Annotated in this window: 16 protein-coding genes and 6 tRNA genes; 14 read left to right on the forward strand and 8 right to left on the reverse strand. The window is 69.3% G+C overall.

Going from position 1 to position 15,855, the window contains the following annotated elements; translation table 11 throughout:
* The first annotated feature begins 476 nt into the window (after positions 1-476).
* Together PH203_RS10585 and PH203_RS10590 are read left to right on the forward strand one after the other, a co-directional pair.
* Complete coding sequence (locus PH203_RS10585) at positions 477-1,463, forward strand: aminoglycoside phosphotransferase family protein (RefSeq protein WP_289919002.1); 987 nt, start codon at positions 477-479, stop codon at positions 1,461-1,463.
* An 80-nt stretch (positions 1,464-1,543) separates the two neighbouring features.
* Positions 1,544-1,837, forward strand: coding sequence for a zf-TFIIB domain-containing protein (locus PH203_RS10590; RefSeq protein WP_289919005.1), 294 nt, complete (start codon positions 1,544-1,546; stop codon positions 1,835-1,837).
* A 60-nt stretch (positions 1,838-1,897) separates the two neighbouring features.
* Here PH203_RS10590 and PH203_RS10595 read toward each other — a convergent pair.
* From PH203_RS10595 to PH203_RS10615, 5 genes are all read right to left on the reverse strand, one after another.
* Positions 1,898-1,969: transfer RNA gene (locus PH203_RS10595), tRNA-Val, on the reverse strand.
* A 31-nt stretch (positions 1,970-2,000) separates the two neighbouring features.
* Positions 2,001-2,072: transfer RNA gene (locus PH203_RS10600), tRNA-Val, on the reverse strand.
* A gap of 34 nt (positions 2,073-2,106) precedes the next feature.
* Positions 2,107-2,178 (reverse strand) — tRNA-Val (locus tag PH203_RS10605).
* A 1-nt stretch (position 2,179) separates the two neighbouring features.
* Positions 2,180-2,253 (reverse strand) — tRNA-Cys (locus PH203_RS10610).
* A 39-nt stretch (positions 2,254-2,292) separates the two neighbouring features.
* A tRNA-Gly gene (locus tag PH203_RS10615) sits at positions 2,293-2,365 on the reverse strand.
* A gap of 178 nt (positions 2,366-2,543) precedes the next feature.
* Between PH203_RS10615 and PH203_RS10620 the strand changes: the two genes are divergently transcribed.
* The 3 genes from PH203_RS10620 to PH203_RS10630 all read left to right on the forward strand — a co-directional run bounded on the left by PH203_RS10620 (position 2,544) and on the right by PH203_RS10630 (position 5,303).
* Entirely contained in the window at positions 2,544-3,593 is a 1,050-nt protein-coding gene (locus tag PH203_RS10620) for a chorismate-binding protein (RefSeq protein WP_289919007.1), read from the forward strand.
* Positions 3,590-4,411, forward strand: coding sequence for an aminodeoxychorismate lyase (locus PH203_RS10625; RefSeq protein ID WP_289919008.1), 822 nt, complete (start codon positions 3,590-3,592; stop codon positions 4,409-4,411). Before PH203_RS10620 ends, PH203_RS10625 begins: the two co-directional genes overlap by 4 nt.
* A gap of 67 nt (positions 4,412-4,478) precedes the next feature.
* Positions 4,479-5,303, forward strand: coding sequence for a GNAT family N-acetyltransferase (locus tag PH203_RS10630; RefSeq protein ID WP_289919010.1), 825 nt, complete (start codon positions 4,479-4,481; stop codon positions 5,301-5,303).
* Positions 5,304-5,360: 57 nt separating this feature from the next.
* Here PH203_RS10630 and PH203_RS10635 read toward each other — a convergent pair whose 3' ends face one another.
* Positions 5,361-5,885, reverse strand: a complete 525-nt coding sequence (locus tag PH203_RS10635) for a DsbA family protein (protein ID WP_289919013.1) — start codon at positions 5,883-5,885, stop codon at positions 5,361-5,363.
* A gap of 200 nt (positions 5,886-6,085) precedes the next feature.
* Here PH203_RS10635 and PH203_RS10640 point away from each other — a divergent pair, with 200 nt between their 5' ends.
* Positions 6,086-6,514, forward strand: coding sequence for a hypothetical protein (locus PH203_RS10640; protein ID WP_289919015.1), 429 nt, complete (start codon positions 6,086-6,088; stop codon positions 6,512-6,514).
* 172 nt (positions 6,515-6,686) lie between these two features.
* Complete coding sequence (locus PH203_RS10645) at positions 6,687-6,839, forward strand: hypothetical protein (protein WP_170068264.1); 153 nt, start codon at positions 6,687-6,689, stop codon at positions 6,837-6,839.
* Between the two features lie 65 nt (positions 6,840-6,904).
* Here the strand turns inward: PH203_RS10645 and PH203_RS10650 are convergent, their stop codons facing one another.
* Positions 6,905-7,465, reverse strand: coding sequence for a CGNR zinc finger domain-containing protein (locus PH203_RS10650; protein WP_289919022.1), 561 nt, complete (start codon positions 7,463-7,465; stop codon positions 6,905-6,907).
* A 250-nt stretch (positions 7,466-7,715) separates the two neighbouring features.
* The gene (locus PH203_RS10655) at positions 7,716-8,129 is read right to left on the reverse strand and encodes an SsgA family sporulation/cell division regulator (protein ID WP_004002642.1); all 414 of its coding nucleotides are present in this window, start codon (positions 8,127-8,129) and stop codon (positions 7,716-7,718) included.
* Between the two features lie 191 nt (positions 8,130-8,320).
* On the opposite strand from PH203_RS10655, the gene PH203_RS10660 reads away from it, so the two are divergent.
* The 7 genes from PH203_RS10660 (at position 8,321) to PH203_RS10690 (ending at position 15,835) form a co-directional block, all read left to right on the forward strand.
* Positions 8,321-8,773 carry a TIGR02611 family protein gene (locus PH203_RS10660; RefSeq protein ID WP_289919024.1) on the forward strand — a complete coding sequence of 151 codons (453 nt, stop codon included), beginning with the start codon at positions 8,321-8,323 and terminating at the stop codon, positions 8,771-8,773.
* A gap of 63 nt (positions 8,774-8,836) precedes the next feature.
* Positions 8,837-8,908: transfer RNA gene (locus PH203_RS10665), tRNA-Val, on the forward strand.
* Positions 8,909-9,237: 329 nt separating this feature from the next.
* Positions 9,238-10,524, forward strand: coding sequence for an extracellular solute-binding protein (locus PH203_RS10670; RefSeq protein WP_289919026.1), 1,287 nt, complete (start codon positions 9,238-9,240; stop codon positions 10,522-10,524).
* 14 nt (positions 10,525-10,538) lie between these two features.
* Entirely contained in the window at positions 10,539-11,495 is a 957-nt protein-coding gene (locus PH203_RS10675) for a sugar ABC transporter permease (protein ID WP_289919028.1), read from the forward strand.
* Positions 11,492-12,364 (forward strand): carbohydrate ABC transporter permease, encoded by an 873-nt coding sequence (locus PH203_RS10680; protein ID WP_289919029.1) that lies wholly within the window; start codon positions 11,492-11,494, stop codon positions 12,362-12,364. Before PH203_RS10675 ends, PH203_RS10680 begins: the two co-directional genes overlap by 4 nt.
* 25 nt (positions 12,365-12,389) lie before the next feature.
* Positions 12,390-12,989, forward strand: coding sequence for a hypothetical protein (locus tag PH203_RS10685; RefSeq protein ID WP_289919030.1), 600 nt, complete (start codon positions 12,390-12,392; stop codon positions 12,987-12,989).
* 107 nt (positions 12,990-13,096) lie between these two features.
* Positions 13,097-15,835: a Tat pathway signal sequence domain protein gene (locus PH203_RS10690; RefSeq protein WP_289919032.1), complete on the forward strand. Its 2,739-nt coding sequence runs from the start codon at positions 13,097-13,099 to the stop codon at positions 15,833-15,835.
* The last annotated feature ends 20 nt before the right edge of the window (positions 15,836-15,855 follow it).

Below are 15,855 nucleotides of genomic sequence, written 5' to 3' on the forward strand. Positions count from 1 at the left end.
GAAACCCCGTGGGGACGGGGGTGCGGCGGACGGCACAAATGCCGGCGCAGCTGGGGAGCTGCGCCGGCATTGCTGTACCCACCTTTCGAACGACCACGGTTCGCGATGCGGCCCCGGAGAATGCCGGCCCGTCCGGCGTTTGAGGACGAGGCTTGGCCATCCCTATCCCCTTCCACCCGTTGGGGCTGCGCCTCGGGGGCGGTGGGTGAGGGTGCGGCGCTTCTTGGATGCCGGTGCGGGTCATTTCAGCCTGTCCGGCGTTTGAGGACGAGGCCCTTCGGGCCGATCGGGGTCCGGGGCGGAGCCTCAGCGGGGTCCAGGGGCAGAGCCCCTGGGCGGGGTCGAAGGGGCGGCAGCCCCTGGGAACGGGACGGGTAGGGGCGGCGGGGGCGAGAAAAACCCGACGCTCGCAACCACCCCACCCCACCCCTCCCCGTACCCTCACGAAAGACCCCACCCCACCCCCAGGGAGCCCCGTGACCACCCCCTTGCTCTCCGAGCTCACCGCCCGAGTCAAGGCCAGGGCCCACTCCCTCACCACCCCCACCTGCCCCTGCACCGCACACGTCCTCACCGACCGCCCCGACGCCACAGTCGTCCGCCACGCCGACACCGTCGCCAAGGCCCACGCCCCGCACACCCACCCCGCCGAACTGACGTCCCGCCTCACCACAGCGTCAAAGATCCCCGACGTCCTCCTCCCTCCACTCACCCCGACGCCAGTCGACCTGCACGGCCGCCTGGTCACCTTCTGGCCCTACGGCACTCCCGTGGACCCGGAGAACCCGGACGCCGCCCCCTGGGAGGAAGCGGCCACCCTCCTAGCCCACCTCCACCGCACCCCCGCCCCACCCGGCACACCCCCCATGCGCGGCCCGGCAAAGGCGGCCCAGGCCATCAAACGCCTCCGTGCCACCACAACCGCCGCCTCCGAGCCCCTCCGCGCGACCACAACCCCCGCCACCGACCCCCTCGCCCCCCTCATACGCCCCGTCCTGAAAGCCTGGTCCACCCTCCCCGCCTGGGCCCGCGCCGAGACCCCCATGCCGGACACCACCACCCTCTGCCACGGCGACCTCCACCTGGGCCAGCTGGTCCGCCACCCCGCCCCCGACGGCCCGTGGCGGCTCATCGACGTCGACGACATCGGACACGGCGTCCCCGCCTGGGACCTCGCCCGCCCCGCCGCCTGGTTCGCCTGCGGCCTGCTCCCGCCCGACGAATGGACCCGCTTCCTCGACGCCTACAGGGCGGCCGACGGCCCGGCCGTCCCGCCGACAGGCGACCCGTGGCCCGCTCTGGACGTCCCGGCCCGCGCCCTCACCGTGCAGACCGCCGCCAGAGCCGTCACCAAGGCCGTCGCCGCGGACCGCCCCCTGGACGAGGTGGAGCAGGCTCTCGTGGACGCCTGTGCCCGAATGGGTTCCGCTCCATCCGAGTTGGCCCGGACCGACGCGAAGTAGGGTGCAACCGACCGGAGCCGGACAGAGTCTGTCCTGGCGTAACGCGAAGCAGGACCAACCGGCGAGGAGTTGAGCCGACGATGCAGTGTCCGAAGTGTCACGCGCCCATGCACACGTACAACCGCAACGGTGTTCAGATCGAGCAGTGCAGCGGCTGCCGCGGGATCTTCCTCGACTACGGCGAGCTGGAGGCGCTGACCCGCCTGGAGTCCCAGTGGAGCCAGCCCGCCCCGCCGCCCCCGGCGGCCCCGCAGGCCTACCCGGCAGCACCCGCGGCCCCGGTCTGGGGCGCCCCGCAGCACGGCGGTCACCACGGCGGTCACTACGGCCACAAGCGTCACAAGAGCTTCGGCCACATGCTGTTCTCCAGCTGAGCACGGAAGCTGCGCACGGACGACGAAGCCCCCGGTCACAGGACCGGGGGCTTCTCCATGTGCGCGATACTGGGATTGAACCAGTGACCTCTTCCGTGTCAGGGAAGCGCTCTCCCGCTGAGCTAATCGCGCGGGACCACGGCCGCGAGCCGTGCGTACTGCGTGCGCGATACTGGGATTGAACCAGTGACCTCTTCCGTGTCAGGGAAGCGCTCTCCCGCTGAGCTAATCGCGCGGGTCAGACCTTCGATGATCTGTCGAAGATCCAGTGGACGATACTGGGATTGAACCAGTGACCTCTTCCGTGTCAGGGAAGCGCTCTCCCGCTGAGCTAATCGTCCTTGGAGGTGGAGACGGGATTTGAACCCGTGTAGACGGCTTTGCAGGCCGTTGCCTCGCCTCTCGGCCACTCCACCAGGAGTGTAGGGGGTCGGGAAGATCCCCTTGCTCTTTCGAGCGAACGACGAGGTTCGAACTCGCGACCTCAACCTTGGCAAGGTTGCGCTCTACCAACTGAGCTACGTTCGCCTGTCTTTCCGTTCCGCTCTCGCGGCCCGGCGACGTGTTGAACTCTAGCGGATTCCCGGGCCAGTACAAAAACGCGTTTGTGCAGCGTGCTGCCCTGCACCCGACGACGGACATGGTCACAGGCCCCGAAGGGACATGACCAGGTCACCCGCGGGACACCCGCCATAGACTCGACGACGTGCACGACCTCGCTCCTCTCGCCCGTTTCGGCGACCGCGTCGCCACCGGCCTCCTCGATGTCACCAGCGATCCCGCAGCCCTGGACTCCAGCGGCTTCTGGGCCGTCTGCGCCGATTACGAGGGCCGTCTGACCTGCGCCCGCTTCCGGGACGTACGACGGGAGCCGGTGCCCGCCCCGGTGCCGGGGGCCTGGCACGGCCCGGCGACCGGCGACTGGACGTCGTCGCTCGACCGCGCCGGGTACACGGCGGGCGTCCGCCGCATCCGTGAGCACATCGCAGCCGGCGAGGTCTACCAGGCGAACCTCTGCCGCGTACTGACCGCGCCCGTGGCCCCCGACGCCGACGTGGACGCTCTGACCGCCCTGCTGGCGCGCGGCAACCCGGCACCGTATGCAGGAACGATCCGGCTGCCGGGGCACGGTGTGGAGATTGCCACCGCGTCCCCCGAGCTCTTCCTGCGCCGCGACGGACAGGTCGTCGAGTCCGGGCCGATCAAGGGCACCGGGCGCACCGAGGCGGACCTCCTGGAGAAGGACTACGCCGAGAACGTGATGATCGTGGACCTGGTCCGCAACGACATCGGCCAGGTCTGCGCCACCGGCTCCGTCACCGTCCCCGACCTGTGCGTGGTGGAGAAGCACCCCGGGCTCGTCCACCTCGTCTCGACGGTTCGCGGCGAACTTCGCGACGGCGCCGGCTGGCCCGAACTCCTCGACGCCGCCTTCCCGCCCGGTTCGGTCACCGGGGCCCCCAAGTCCAGCGCCCTGCGGATCATCGACGCCCTGGAGACCGCGCCCCGCGGTCCGTACTGCGGGGGCATCGGCTGGGTCGACGCCGACCGGGGTACCGGTGAGCTGGCCGTCGGCATCCGCACCTTCTGGATCGACCGTGCCGCCGGAGGCGCGGTGCTGAGATTCGGCACCGGCGCCGGCATCACCTGGGGCTCGGACCCGGAGGGGGAATGGCGGGAGACCGAGCTGAAGGCCGCCCGGCTGCTCGCGGTAGCGTCGGGAACGTACGAGGTGAGCGAAGGGACCCTGAGGTGAAGATCTGGCTCGACGGCGGGCTGCAGGACATCGAGTCCGCCCGTGTCTCCGTCTTCGACCACGGACTGACCGTGGGCGACGGCATCTTCGAGACGGTGAAGGCGGTGGACGGCAAGCCCTTCGCGCTCACCCGGCACCTCGACCGGCTGACCCGTTCCGCGCGGGGCCTCGGTCTGCCCGACCCGGACCTGGACGAGGTGCGCCGAGGCTGTGCGGCCGTCCTGGAGGCCAACCCCATGCCGCTCGGCCGCCTCCGCATCACCTACACCGGCGGCCACGGCCCCCTCGGCTCCGACCGCGGCGAGCACGGCCCGACGCTCGTCGTCGCCCTCGGCGAGACCACCCGCCGCGCCGACTCGACGGCCGTGGTCACGGTCCCCTGGACCCGCAACGAGCGCGGCGCGCTCGCCGGCCTCAAGACCACCTCGTACGCCGAGAACGTCGTCGCCCTCGCCCGCGCGCGCGAGCAGGGCGCGACCGAGGCGCTGTTCGCCAACACGGTCGGGCAGCTCTGCGAGGGCACCGGGTCGAACGTCTTCGTCGTCCTGGACGGTGAGATCCACACCCCGCCCGTCGCCTCCGGCTGCCTCGCGGGCATCACGCGCGCGTTGACCGTCGAATGGACCGGCGCCAGGGAGACCGATCTGCCGCTGGACGTCCTGGAGCGCGCCGAGGAGGTCTTCCTGACCTCCACCCTGCGCGACGTCCAGGCCGTGCACCGCGTCGACGACCGCGAACTGCCGGGCACCCCCGGCCCGGTCACCGCGAAGGCCATGCGGATCTTCGACGAGCGGTCCGGGGACGACCTGGACCCGTGAAGGGCCTAAGGAGAGGGCCCAGCAAATTGGGCTGACTCGGAGGTCCCCGGCGGGTAGAACACCCGTGATGACCACGACCCTGCGGCCGGTCGAGCCGCTTCAGCGCAACGCCGACGGGACGCTCTCACGCCGCTACCGGGTGTGCGTGAACAGCCGTCCCGTCGGCGCGATACACCTCGGTACGTCACCGGCCTTCGGTGACTCGGTGGCCCGCATCAACGACCTGCGCATCGAGGAGCCCGACCGGCGCCGCGGCCGCGGCACGGTGGCCGCGCTCGCCGCCGAGGAGGTCGCGCGCGGCTGGGGCTGCCGGGAGATCGAGATCGGCGTACCCGCGGCAGCCGAGGCCGCGCTGCGGCTCGTCGGCGCGCTCGGATATGTCCTGCGCAACCGCGGCATGGTGAAGCGACTCGGCGAGACCCCGCCCGAACTGCCCGCCGGCAGCCGGGCACGCCCCATGACGCGGGCCGAGTTCGACGCGTGGCTGGAGCAGGAATCCGAGAGTTACATCCGCACCTGGATCGAACGGGGCGTCCCCGAGGCCGAGGCACGCGCCAAGTCGGCCCGCGACCACGAGACCCTGCTGTCACAGGGCCTGGCCAGCGAGAACATGCAGTTCAGCATCCTGGAGCACGAGGGCACGCGCGTGGGCGTCCTCTGGCTCGCCCTGCGCGACGGCAGCCCCTTCGTCTACGACGTGGAAACCGACGAGGCCCACCGCGGCCGCGGACACGGCCGCACGCTCATGCTGCTCGCGGAGATCCAGGCACACGCCCTCGGCAAACACACCCTCGGCCTGAACGTGTTCGCGGGCAACACCCCGGCCGAGCGGCTCTACGAGTCACTCGGCTACGAGACGACCCAGTACGCCTACTACAAGCCTTTGCTGTAGCCCCACCGCGTCCGACGTCCGACCCCCGACAACCACCGCACCACGTCGTACGACGGTTCAGGCGCCCTGCCCGGCCAGCAGTCGGTCGGCGATCTCCTCGATGCGCTCGCGCAGCCCCTCCTGGCTCTTGCCGCCGTCGAGACGTTCGCCGCCGATGACATACGTCGGGGTCCCGGTCACGCCGATCGCCTTGCCCTCGGCCTGGTCGGCGTCGACGATCAGGATGTGCCGGCCGTCGATCAGCGCGGTGTCGAACTCCTCGTCGTCCAGTCCGAGTTCGCCGGCCAGCCGCACCAGGAAGGGTTCTCCCGTACGGTTCAGCTCCTCGACCCGCCCCAGCAGGGCCTCGGTGTACTCCCAGCCCTTGCCCTGCTCGGCGGCCTCCTCGGCGGCCTGTGCGGCGGCGAAGGAGTGCTTGTTCTTCTCCAGCGGGAAGTGCCGCAGCCGCAGCTCCAGCCGGTCGCCGTAACGCGCGCGCAGGGCGCGGACATCCTCCAGGGCGCTCGTGCAGTCCGGGCACTGGAGATCGCACCAGACTTCGAGCACGGGGACGGCGGGACGCACGGGGGAGGAGTCGCTCATGCCGCACAGTCTTCCAGCCGGGCCCCGGACGACCCAATCGGCCCCGGAAGGCATCGGGGGCCGTACACCCGGACCGGCACCTCCGGAGGAGCCGACCCGGAGATGTCCCTGATGTCCCGCCGGACCATGGCCCCGAGGGGTCGGGGCGGTGCAGGATGGAAGGGACGAACTGCCCGTGCGAGCCCTGCCTGGAGGACCGGATGATTGCCGAGACCGTCTGTTCCGCCGTCGCCGCGGCCGGCCTGGGCATCGCGGCGGTCACGGCGTACCGCAAGCGCTTCCTCGCGGCCGCCCGCCTCGCCGCGTACTCCCTCGTGCCGCTCGGTCTGGTGATGACCGGCGTCGTCGACTGGGTGGCGGACACCGCCTTCAGCCCGACGGCCTGGGCAGGCTTCGGGGTGCTCGGCGCCTCCTGGCTGCTCTTCGTGAGCACGCGCGCGGTGGAGCGGCGCCGCGGCGGAACCCGCAAGGAGCGCAAGGCAGCCCGGTCCGCTCAGACCGAGGCGGTGGCCCCGGCGGCCTCGGCGCCCTCGCTGGGCCCGGCCACCCGCCCCGCAGCGGCCCCTCGCGCGGGCGCCGGGGACGACTTCAGCGACATCGAGGCCATCCTGAAGAAGCACGGCATATGAAGCGGCTCGGCATATGACGGGTGCAGGCGGACTGAAACGACACAGTCGGCCCGCACCGGTCCGGAGATCGTCCACCGCCTGAACCGCTCGTCACGGGATCCGGCGAACTGCCGTTCTTTCCTGGCGTGTTGGTCACCCGGGGGGTGCCGCGTACGCCATCATCGCCCGCGAGATGCTGGACACGACACAGAGCGACACCGCGCCGCCGCAGGACGAGCCGCGCGGGTGCCTTTTCGCCCTTTCCCAGCCACCGCTGATGATCTTCCTTGCGGTGATCGGGTGTCTGCTGCTCATGGCTGCGCTGCACGATCTGCTGCTGCTCTGAGCCGTACCCGCGGTACCCGGCGTCACCCGCCGGGTACCGCGTCGACACCCCTGCCGAGCCGGCGGTCAGCCCGCCGCTTCCTTGCGGCGCGCCCGGTACGCGGCCACATGCAGCCGGTTCCCGCAGGTCCGGCTGTCGCAGTACCGCCGGGAGCGGTTCCGGGAGAGGTCGACGAAGGCGCGCCGGCAGTCCGGGGCCTCACAGCGCCGCAGCCGCTCCTGCTCCCCGGCGACCACGAAGAAGGCCAGCGCCATGCCGCAGTCCGCCGCGAGGTGATCGGCGACGGAGGCGCCGGGCGCGAAGTAGTGCACATGCCAGTCGTAGCCGTCGTGGTCGGTGAGCCGGGGAGTGGTGCCCGCCGCGGCCACCAGCTCGTTGATCAGTCCGGCGGCGGCCCGGGCGTCCGGGGCGGAGAAGATCGCGGCGAACCGCGCGCGGATCTTGCGCACCGCCGAGAGATCGAACTCCGAGAGCACTCCCACATCGCTGATCTCGTGCTTGTCCACGAAATCGCCGAGAGCCGCGACGTCCGGCAGCGCGTCCGGCGTCGTGCTGTCCTCCGGTGCGGTGTTCACCAGATCCACCACGGTATCTAGGGCACACCGGGTGTCGTGGGTGATCAGCACATTTCGCTCCCTGGCCTGGGGGTCGGGCGAGCGCCCGCCGATGCTGGCCGATGGTAATGGCTCCACGAGCGCCCGTACCGGCTCCGGACCCCGTGAACCGGTAGTGACGGTGCGCACATACGCCTGCGCACACCGGCGCCGCCCCGCGAGAATCCGCGGCGACGGCGCCGGTGTGCGTACCTATGCGGTTGTTGTGGCCCGAGCCGTCACCCCGAGTCGACGGCGCCGGGCGGCTTGGTGCGGCCTCGCCCTAGCTCTCCGCCAGGATGTGGGAGAGCTCCTGGTCGAGGTCGAAGTGGCGGTGCTCCGTGCCCGGGGGCACGGCGGCGTCCGTACGCTTCAGGAACGACTCCAGGGCCCGGGCCGGGGCCTCGAGCAGTGCTTCGCCCTCCGGGGAGCTCAGGGCGATGCACACGACGCCCTGACCGTGACTGCGCGACGGCCAGACTCGGACGTCGCCGGTGCCGGTGGGCCGGTGGAGGCCCTCCGCGAGGAGGTCGCGGGCGAACACCCACTCGACGGTCTCCTCGGCTCCGGTGTGGAAGGTGGCGTGCACGGCGTAGGGGTCGGCCGTGTCGTACCGCAGGCCTGCGGGGACAGGCAGGGAGGACTCGCTCGACACAACGAGGCGCAGGTGCAGCTCGCAGCTGACCGTGGTGTTCATAAGCGCCAGGGCCTTTCGCTCAGTGTGCGCTCGGGGATTCGCACGTCGGCGAAATCGACATGCCACCTACGGTGCCGTTGTAAACCCCTCTGAGTGTTTTGCGTGCCTTTACGTAACTCTTCCGGCCGAGGACCCGTTCGCGAGCTACCTCCATTCCGGTGACTGGTTTCCCTCGGGTAAAGTTTGGCCGTATGAATACGGGGAGTGACCAGCCGGGCGAGGCCGGCGTGGCATCGGACGGGACCGGTACGGACGGGGCGAAGGGCGAGCAGTCGCTCGGCTCCAGAGCACCGGAGTTCATCAAGGCGCGCCGCGCGCTGCACCTGAGCTGGCAGGTCGGGATCTTCATCATCGGGCTCGCGGTCGTGGTCGTGGGCATCATCATGCTTCCGCTGCCCGGGCCGGGCTGGGTCGTGATCTTCGGCGGCATGGCGATCTGGGCGACCGAGTTCGTCTGGGCGCAGCTGGTGCTGCGCTGGACCAAGCGCAAGGTGACCGAGGCGGCCCAGCGGGCGCTCGACCCCAGGGTGCGGCGGCGCAACATCATCCTGACGTCGATCGGCCTGGTGATCGTGGCCGCGCTCGGCGGGATCTACCTCTACAAGTTCGGCTTCGAGATGCCGTGGAACATCAAGGACCAGTGACCGGCGGCCCGGCGGGGGGTGCTCAGGCACCCCCTGACATGGGGTAATGTTCTTCCTGCGTCCGGGCGATTAGCTCAGTGGGAGAGCGCTTCGTTCACACCGAAGAGGTCACTGGTTCGAACCCAGTATCGCCCACCCGGACCGTCGGCCCGACTGCCAGAGCGCAGTCGGGCCGACGTCGTTTCCGGCCCTCCGGGCCTTCGATGAATTTCGGCCGGGCAACTGTCGGGTGCGGCAGGCCAGTTCATGTTCGGCTGCTCGAACCCCGGCTCTCCACCTGCGACTTCGCAGTGTGTGCTGCGGCACAGTCCCGGACGGTGCCGTCAACTTGCCGAACCGGCCCGCAAGAAATTCCTGTCCGAATCATTGACGCACCCCGAGGCCCCTCGTAGCTTGTGCCAGCAAGCGCTTACTTGAAACGATTCATGCAGGCGGCAATGACGCTGCGGGGAGGGGGCCCAACCATGGGAACCAGCAGGAATGTTGAGAGGCGAACGATCCTGAAGGTGGCCGGGGCCTCCGCGGCCGCCATCGGGCTGGGAGCGACCACCGCGTGCGGTGGCGACAGCGGTTCCGGCGACGGGAATGTGACGCTCCGTTACGCGTGGTGGGGCGGTGAGCCGCGCACCATCGCCATGAAGAAGGCGATCGCCGTCTTCGAGAAGAAGTATCCGAAGATCAAGATAAAGCCGGAATTCACCGACTACGCAGCGTTCTGGGAGAAGTTCCAGACGCAGGCCTCCGGTGGAAATCCGCCGGACGTTTTCCAGAATGCGGTCGGTTTCCTGCGCAAGTACGACAAGCGCGGTGTTCTGCTGGACCTCAAGGCCCAGGCGGACTCCGGGAATCTGAGCCTGGACAACTTCCGCAACGGCGTTCTGGCGAACGGTCAGGTCGACGGCAAGCAGCTCGGCATCCCCGTCGGCGCCAACACCATGGCCCTCGTCGTCGACCTCAACGCCTTCAAGAAGGCGGGCGTCGAGGCGAAGATGGGCTGGACGTGGGACGAGTACTTCGACGCCCTCCAGACGATCCAGGACAAGCTGAAGATCGCCGGTGACACCGGCTACTTCGGCATCATGTACCTGTACGACCTGTATCTGCGTCAGAACGGGAAGGCCTTCTTCACCGACTCCGATCTCGGCTTCACCGAGGACGATCTGACGCAGTGGTGGGAGGACGGCTACAAGCGCGTACGGTCCGGCCTCGTCACGGACCCGAAGAAGATCGAGCAGGTCCAGCCCAAGTCGGGTCTGTCGGCCGGCCTCGCCGCTTCCGAGTTCACCTGGGACAACTTCTCCATCCGCTACGAGGGCGAGGGCGAGTCGGACTACGGGCTCGCGCCGATCCCCACCACGGACGGCAAGCAGACCGGCCAGTACCTCGGCTCGCTGATGCTCAGCGCCTTCTCCGGGACCAAGCACCCCAAGGAAGCCGCCCAGTTCATCTCCTTCATGGTCCACGACCCCGAGGTCGGCAAGATCATGGGTTACGACCGCGGCATCCTCTCCACGACGGAGCAGTACGACGCGTTCGTGCCCACCGACCCCAACAACAAGGGCGTCAAGGCGTACGAGGAAGAGGTCGCCAAGGCCGGCGTGCTCGGGAAGATCACGCCGCACCCGTCGGGCGCCGATGTCATCGAGGCGGCGTTCCTGCGTCTCGGCGGCGAGGTCGCCCAGGGCAAGACCAAGCCGGCCGACGCCGCCAAGGCGCTGTTCAGCGAGGCCAAGGCCGCGTTCGCGGGCTGAGGGGACGTACCGCCATGACGCTCGTCAAGGAAGCGCCCGCGCGCCCGGCGAAGAAGCGGTCCGCCGCTCCTGTCGCCGGGCGGCGCGGGCGGCGCCGAGAGAACATCGCCGGCTATCTCTTCATGTCGCCGTGGATCGCCGGGTTCCTGGTGCTCACGGCGGGGCCGATGATCGCGTCGCTGTACTACGCGTTCACCCGCTACAACCTCTTCACTCCACCGGAGTGGGTGGGCTTCGACAACTTCACGACGATGTTCCAGGACCCGCGCTGGCAGAAGTCGGTCGAGGTCACCCTGAAGTACGTGGTGGTGGCCACCCCGCTGAAGCTGCTGCTCGCGCTGGGCGTCGCGCTGCTGCTCGCGCAGAAGCGGCGCGGACAGGGGCTGTACCGGGCCGCGTTCTACATGCCTTCGCTGATCGGCGCCAGCGTCTCCGTCGGCTTCGTGTGGCGGGCGCTGTTCTCCGACGACGCGATCGTGGACCGCGGTCAGAAGATCTTCGGGCTCGACGTCGGCGGCTGGATCGGCAACCCGGACTACGTCCTCTACGCCCTGGTGGCCCTGAGTATCTGGCAGTTCGGCGCACCGATGGTCATCTTCCTGGCCGGCCTCAAGCAGGTCCCGCAGGAGCTGTACGAGGCCGCCGAGATGGACGGGGCCGGTCCGCTGCGGCGGTTCTGGAACATCACGCTGCCGATGATCTCCCCGGTGCTGTTCTTCAACGTGCTGCTGGAGTCCATCCACGCGTTCCAGGTGTTCGGCTCCGCCTATGTCGTGTCCAACACCCAGTGCGGGCCCGCCGACGCCACGCTCGTCTACACCTGTTACCTCTACCAGAAGGGCTTCAAGGAGGCCCAGATGGGCTTCGCCTCCGCGATGGCCTGGACACTGGTGGTCGCGGTGGCGCTGGTCACGGCGGTCCTGTTCTGGTCGCAGAAGAAGTGGGTGCACTACGAGGAGGCCGCCAAGTGACCACTGTCAGCACTCCCGCCGTGCGCACCGCGAACGAACGCAAGCGCGTGGGATCGATCGCCTGGCACGTGGGCGCCCTCCTCGTCCTCGCGGTCGTCCTGTATCCCGTGATCTGGGTGCTCGGAGCCTCGTTCAAGCCGAGCAAGGACATCATCGCCAGCATCGACCTGCTGCCGACCAAGCCGGTCTGGGAGAACTTCTCCGGGCTCGCCGACGGTATCTCCGGCATCTCCATCAGCACCTTCTTCACGAACTCGCTGCTGTACGCGGGCCTGGCCGTGGCCGGTGTGGTGCTGTCCAGCTCACTGACCGCCTACGCCTTCGCCAAGATCCGGTTCGCCGGGCGGAACCTGCTGTTCACACTGATGATCGGCACGCTGCTGCTGCCGTATCACGTCCTGCTCATCCCGCAGTACGTGATGTTCCGCAAGCTTGAGCTCACCGACACCCTGGTGCCGCTCGTCGCGGGCAAGTTCCTGGCCACGGAGGCGTTCTTCGTGTTCCTGATGGTGCAGTTCATGCGCGGGCTGCCGCGTGAGCTGGACGAGGCCGCCAAGCTCGACGGCTGCGGACACTTCAGGACCTACTGGTCCATCGTGCTGCCGCTGACCCGGCCGGCCCTCATCACCAGCGCCATCTTCACCTTCATCAACGCCTGGAACGACTTCATGGGGCCGTTGATCTACCTGAACACCCCCGACAAGTACACCGTCTCGCTCGGCCTGATGATGTTCCGCGACCAGGAGGGCATCTCCAACTACGGAAGCATGATCGCGATGTCGCTGGTGGCGCTGGTGCCGGTCATCGCGTTCTTCATGGCCTTCCAGCGGTATCTCATCGACGGCATGGCGACGTCCGGACTGAAGTGAGCGGAAAGGGCTGAAGGCGGTCACCATGGCGGAAGCACGAGTGAAGGCCCGCTCCCGGCGCAGGGAGTCCATGTTCGGCGAGCGGTTCTCGGTCTTCGCCGAGTGTCTGCTCACCGGGGTGTGGATCGCCGTGGCCTGTCTCGGGGTCGTCACCTATCCGGCCGCCTTCGCCGCCGGCGCCCGGCATCTGCGGCGTCGTACGACGCACGAGGGCGGCGGTTGGCGGGCGTTCGTCACGGACTTCCGTACGGCCCTGCGAGGTGGGTGGGTTGTCGGGCTCGCCGGGTGGGCGGTGGTCCTCGCGGTCTGGGTGGACGTCCTGGCCGCGCGGGCCGGGATCCCCGGCGGGCCGTTCGTCGGGGCGGTCGGGATCTTCGCGCTGATCGGGGTCGCGGTGGCCCTGCTGCGGGCGGCGGCCGACTGGACGCCCGGTGACGCCTGGCGGGTGCTGCTCGCGGACGCCGGACGGCGGACCGTGCTCGATCCCGCCGGGTCCTTCCTGATCGTCTGCGGGCTGGGTGTCGTGGCCCTGTCCGCCCTGTTCGTCGCGCCGCTGGCGGTCCCCGTGCTGGGGGCCGTCGCGGCGGCGGCCGTCGCCGTCGAGGAACGCTTCCGGCGCCGCTGACGGGCGGCGCCCTCGCACAAGGTCGGCGCCCTGGGCGTCGTACCTCTCTCTGTCATGCCCCTGGCCAGCTGCATGGAAAAAGACTTCCCGCACGGAAAGGAAAGGCCATGTCCCCCATCCCCCGCAGGTCCATCCTCAAGGCGGCCGCCGTCGCCGGTGCCGCCGCACAGTTCAGCTGGGCGCTAGGAGCCAAGGACGCGCAGGCCGCGCCGAGAGCCGCGGAGGCCGACGACTCGCCCGTGGTCCTGGACTGGCTGGAGGACGGCGGCCTCGGTGCCGCGCCCGGCTCCACGCTCGGCGTGCCCTGGCCGAAGGGCGTCCATCAGGAGGACCAGACCTTCGCGATCACGGACGCCGACGGCAAGGCCGTGCCCGTGCAGTCCTGGCCCATCGCCTACTGGCCGGACGGCTCCCTCAAGTGGACCGCCCACGCCGTCAGTTCGGGCAACGGCAAGCTCACGCTGACCGCGGGCGAGACCGCCGTACCGGAGAAGAAGGTCACCGTCGACAAGAGCGGCGGCACCGTCACCGTGTCCACGGGTGTCATCACGGCGAAGATCGGCAAGTCCGGTGCCACGCTCATCAAGTCGGTCACCCGCGGCTCCATCGAGATCGCCAGAAACGGCAAGCTCGTCCTGATCCGCCAGCCCGAGATCGAGGACGAGGACCAGGGCGCGGTCAAGACCGAGCGCTTCGACGGGGCCATCTCCGAGGTCACCGTCGAGCAGGAGGGGCCGGTCCGCGCGGTCGTCCGCATCGACGGCAAGCACCGCAAGGGGAACCGCAGTTGGCTGCCGTTCTCCATCCGCCTGTACTTCTACGCGGGCGCCGACTCCTTCCGGATGGTGCACACCATCACCTTCGACGGCACCCAGGAACCGGGCAAGGCCAGCGGGGACTTCATCCGCGGCATCGGCGTCCGGTTCAACGTGCCGATGCGGGACCAGTCGTACGACCGGCACATCCGCATCGGTGGTGAGGGGACCGGTCTGCTGCGGGAAGCGGTCAAGGGCATCACGGGTCTGCGCCGCGATCCCGGTGCGGCCGTGCAGGCGGCGCAGTACGCGGGCCAGAAGCTGCCCGACCCGGCCACCTGGGACCAGCGGGTCACCACCCGCCTCCAGTACATCCCCGAGTGGGGCGACTACACCCTCTCCCAGCTCTCCGCCGACGGCTTCACCCTGCGCAAGCGCACCAAGAAGGGGCACGGCTGGATCGGCGCCGGCGGCGGCAGGCGGGCCTCCGGGTTCGGCTATGTCGGTGGCGTCAGCGGCGGATTCTCCTTCGGCCTCAGGGACTTCTGGGAGAAGTTCCCGGCCCAGCTCGACATCCGCGACGCCCACACCGACGAGGCCGAGGTCACCCTCTGGCTCTGGTCGCCCGAGGCACAGCCCATGGACCTGCGCTTCTACCACGACGGCATGGGGCAGGACACCTTCGCCGAACAGCTCGAAGGCCTCAACATCACCTACGAGGACTACGAACCGGAGTTCGGCACGCCGTACGGCATCGCCCGCACCTCGGAACTGCTGTTCTGGGCCAACGAGTCGACCCCCACCCCGGCGAGGCTCGCCGAACAGGTCGAAGCCGTACGGGTGTTGCCGCAGCTCGCCGCGCCGCCCAGGCAGCTCATCAAGGCGAAGGTCTTCGGGCCGGGGCTGTACTCCGAGCCGGACCGGTCCACCCCGGCCAAGGCGAAGATCGAGGACCACCTCGACTTCCTCTTCACCTACTACAAGGACCAGGTGGAGCAGCGCCGTTGGTACGGCTTCTGGGACTACGGCGACATCATGCACACCTATGACACCGTCAGGCACCAGTGGCGGTACGACATCGGCGGCTACGCGTGGGACAACTCCGAGCTCTCGCCGGACCTCTGGCTGTGGTTCGCGTATCTGCGCTCCGGCCGCTCGGACATCTTCCGGTTCGCCGAGGCGATGACCCGGCACACCGGCGAGGTCGACGTCTACCACCTCGGCAAGTGGGCGGGGCTCGGCACCCGGCACGGCGTCCAGCACTACGCCGACAGCGCCAAGCAGCAGCGCATCGCCAACACGACGTACCGCCGCTACTACTACTTCCTCACCGCGGACGAGCGCGTCGGCGACCTCATGCACGCCAACGTCGACTCCGACGAGACGTTCCTCGTCCTCGACCCGATCCGCAAGATCCGCACCGAGCCCTACACGCCCGACCGGCACGCCCTGTCGATCGGGTTCGGCACGGACTGGAGCGGGCTCGTGTCGGCGTGGCTGACCGAGTGGGAGCGCAAGGGGCCGAAGTGGGAGAAGGCCAAGGCGCGGGTGCTGTCGACCATGGAGACGATCGGCGCCCAGCCGAACGGGTTCGTGCAGGGGAGCGGGCTGTACGACCTCGACACCGGTAAGTTCGCGATCGCCTCGGCGCCGGTGGTCGGGGTCTCGCATCTGTCCGCCGTGTTCGGGCTCAACGAGCTGTGTGCCGAACTCATCGACCTCGTCGACATCCCGGAGTTCAACGAGGCGTACTACGACTACTGCCGGTACTTCAACGCCACGAAGGCCGAGCAGGCGGCTCGCTACGGGTCCAACTTCGGGACGCTGCTGCTGTTCCAGGGGCACTCGCGGCTCGACGCGTATGCGGCGGTGCGGACCGGGGACGAGAAGCTCGCTGCGCGGGCGTGGCAGAAGTTCTACAACTCCGACGGGTACAAGGAGTCCTCGCCCTGGAAGACGGAGGAGTTGAGCGGGCCCGTGGCGTTGGTAGCGGGTAGTGAGGCGGCGTGGGTGTCTACGAATGACACTGCGTTGTACGGGCTTGCCGCCATTGAGAATCTGGCGCTGCTCGGGGACAAGATGCCTTCGTAGGGCTTCGGTTGTGGGGAACT

It is taken from the genome of Streptomyces sp. S.PB5, from assembly GCF_030403745.1.
In the GTDB taxonomy this organism is placed as follows: Bacteria; Actinomycetota; Actinomycetes; order Streptomycetales; family Streptomycetaceae; genus Streptomyces.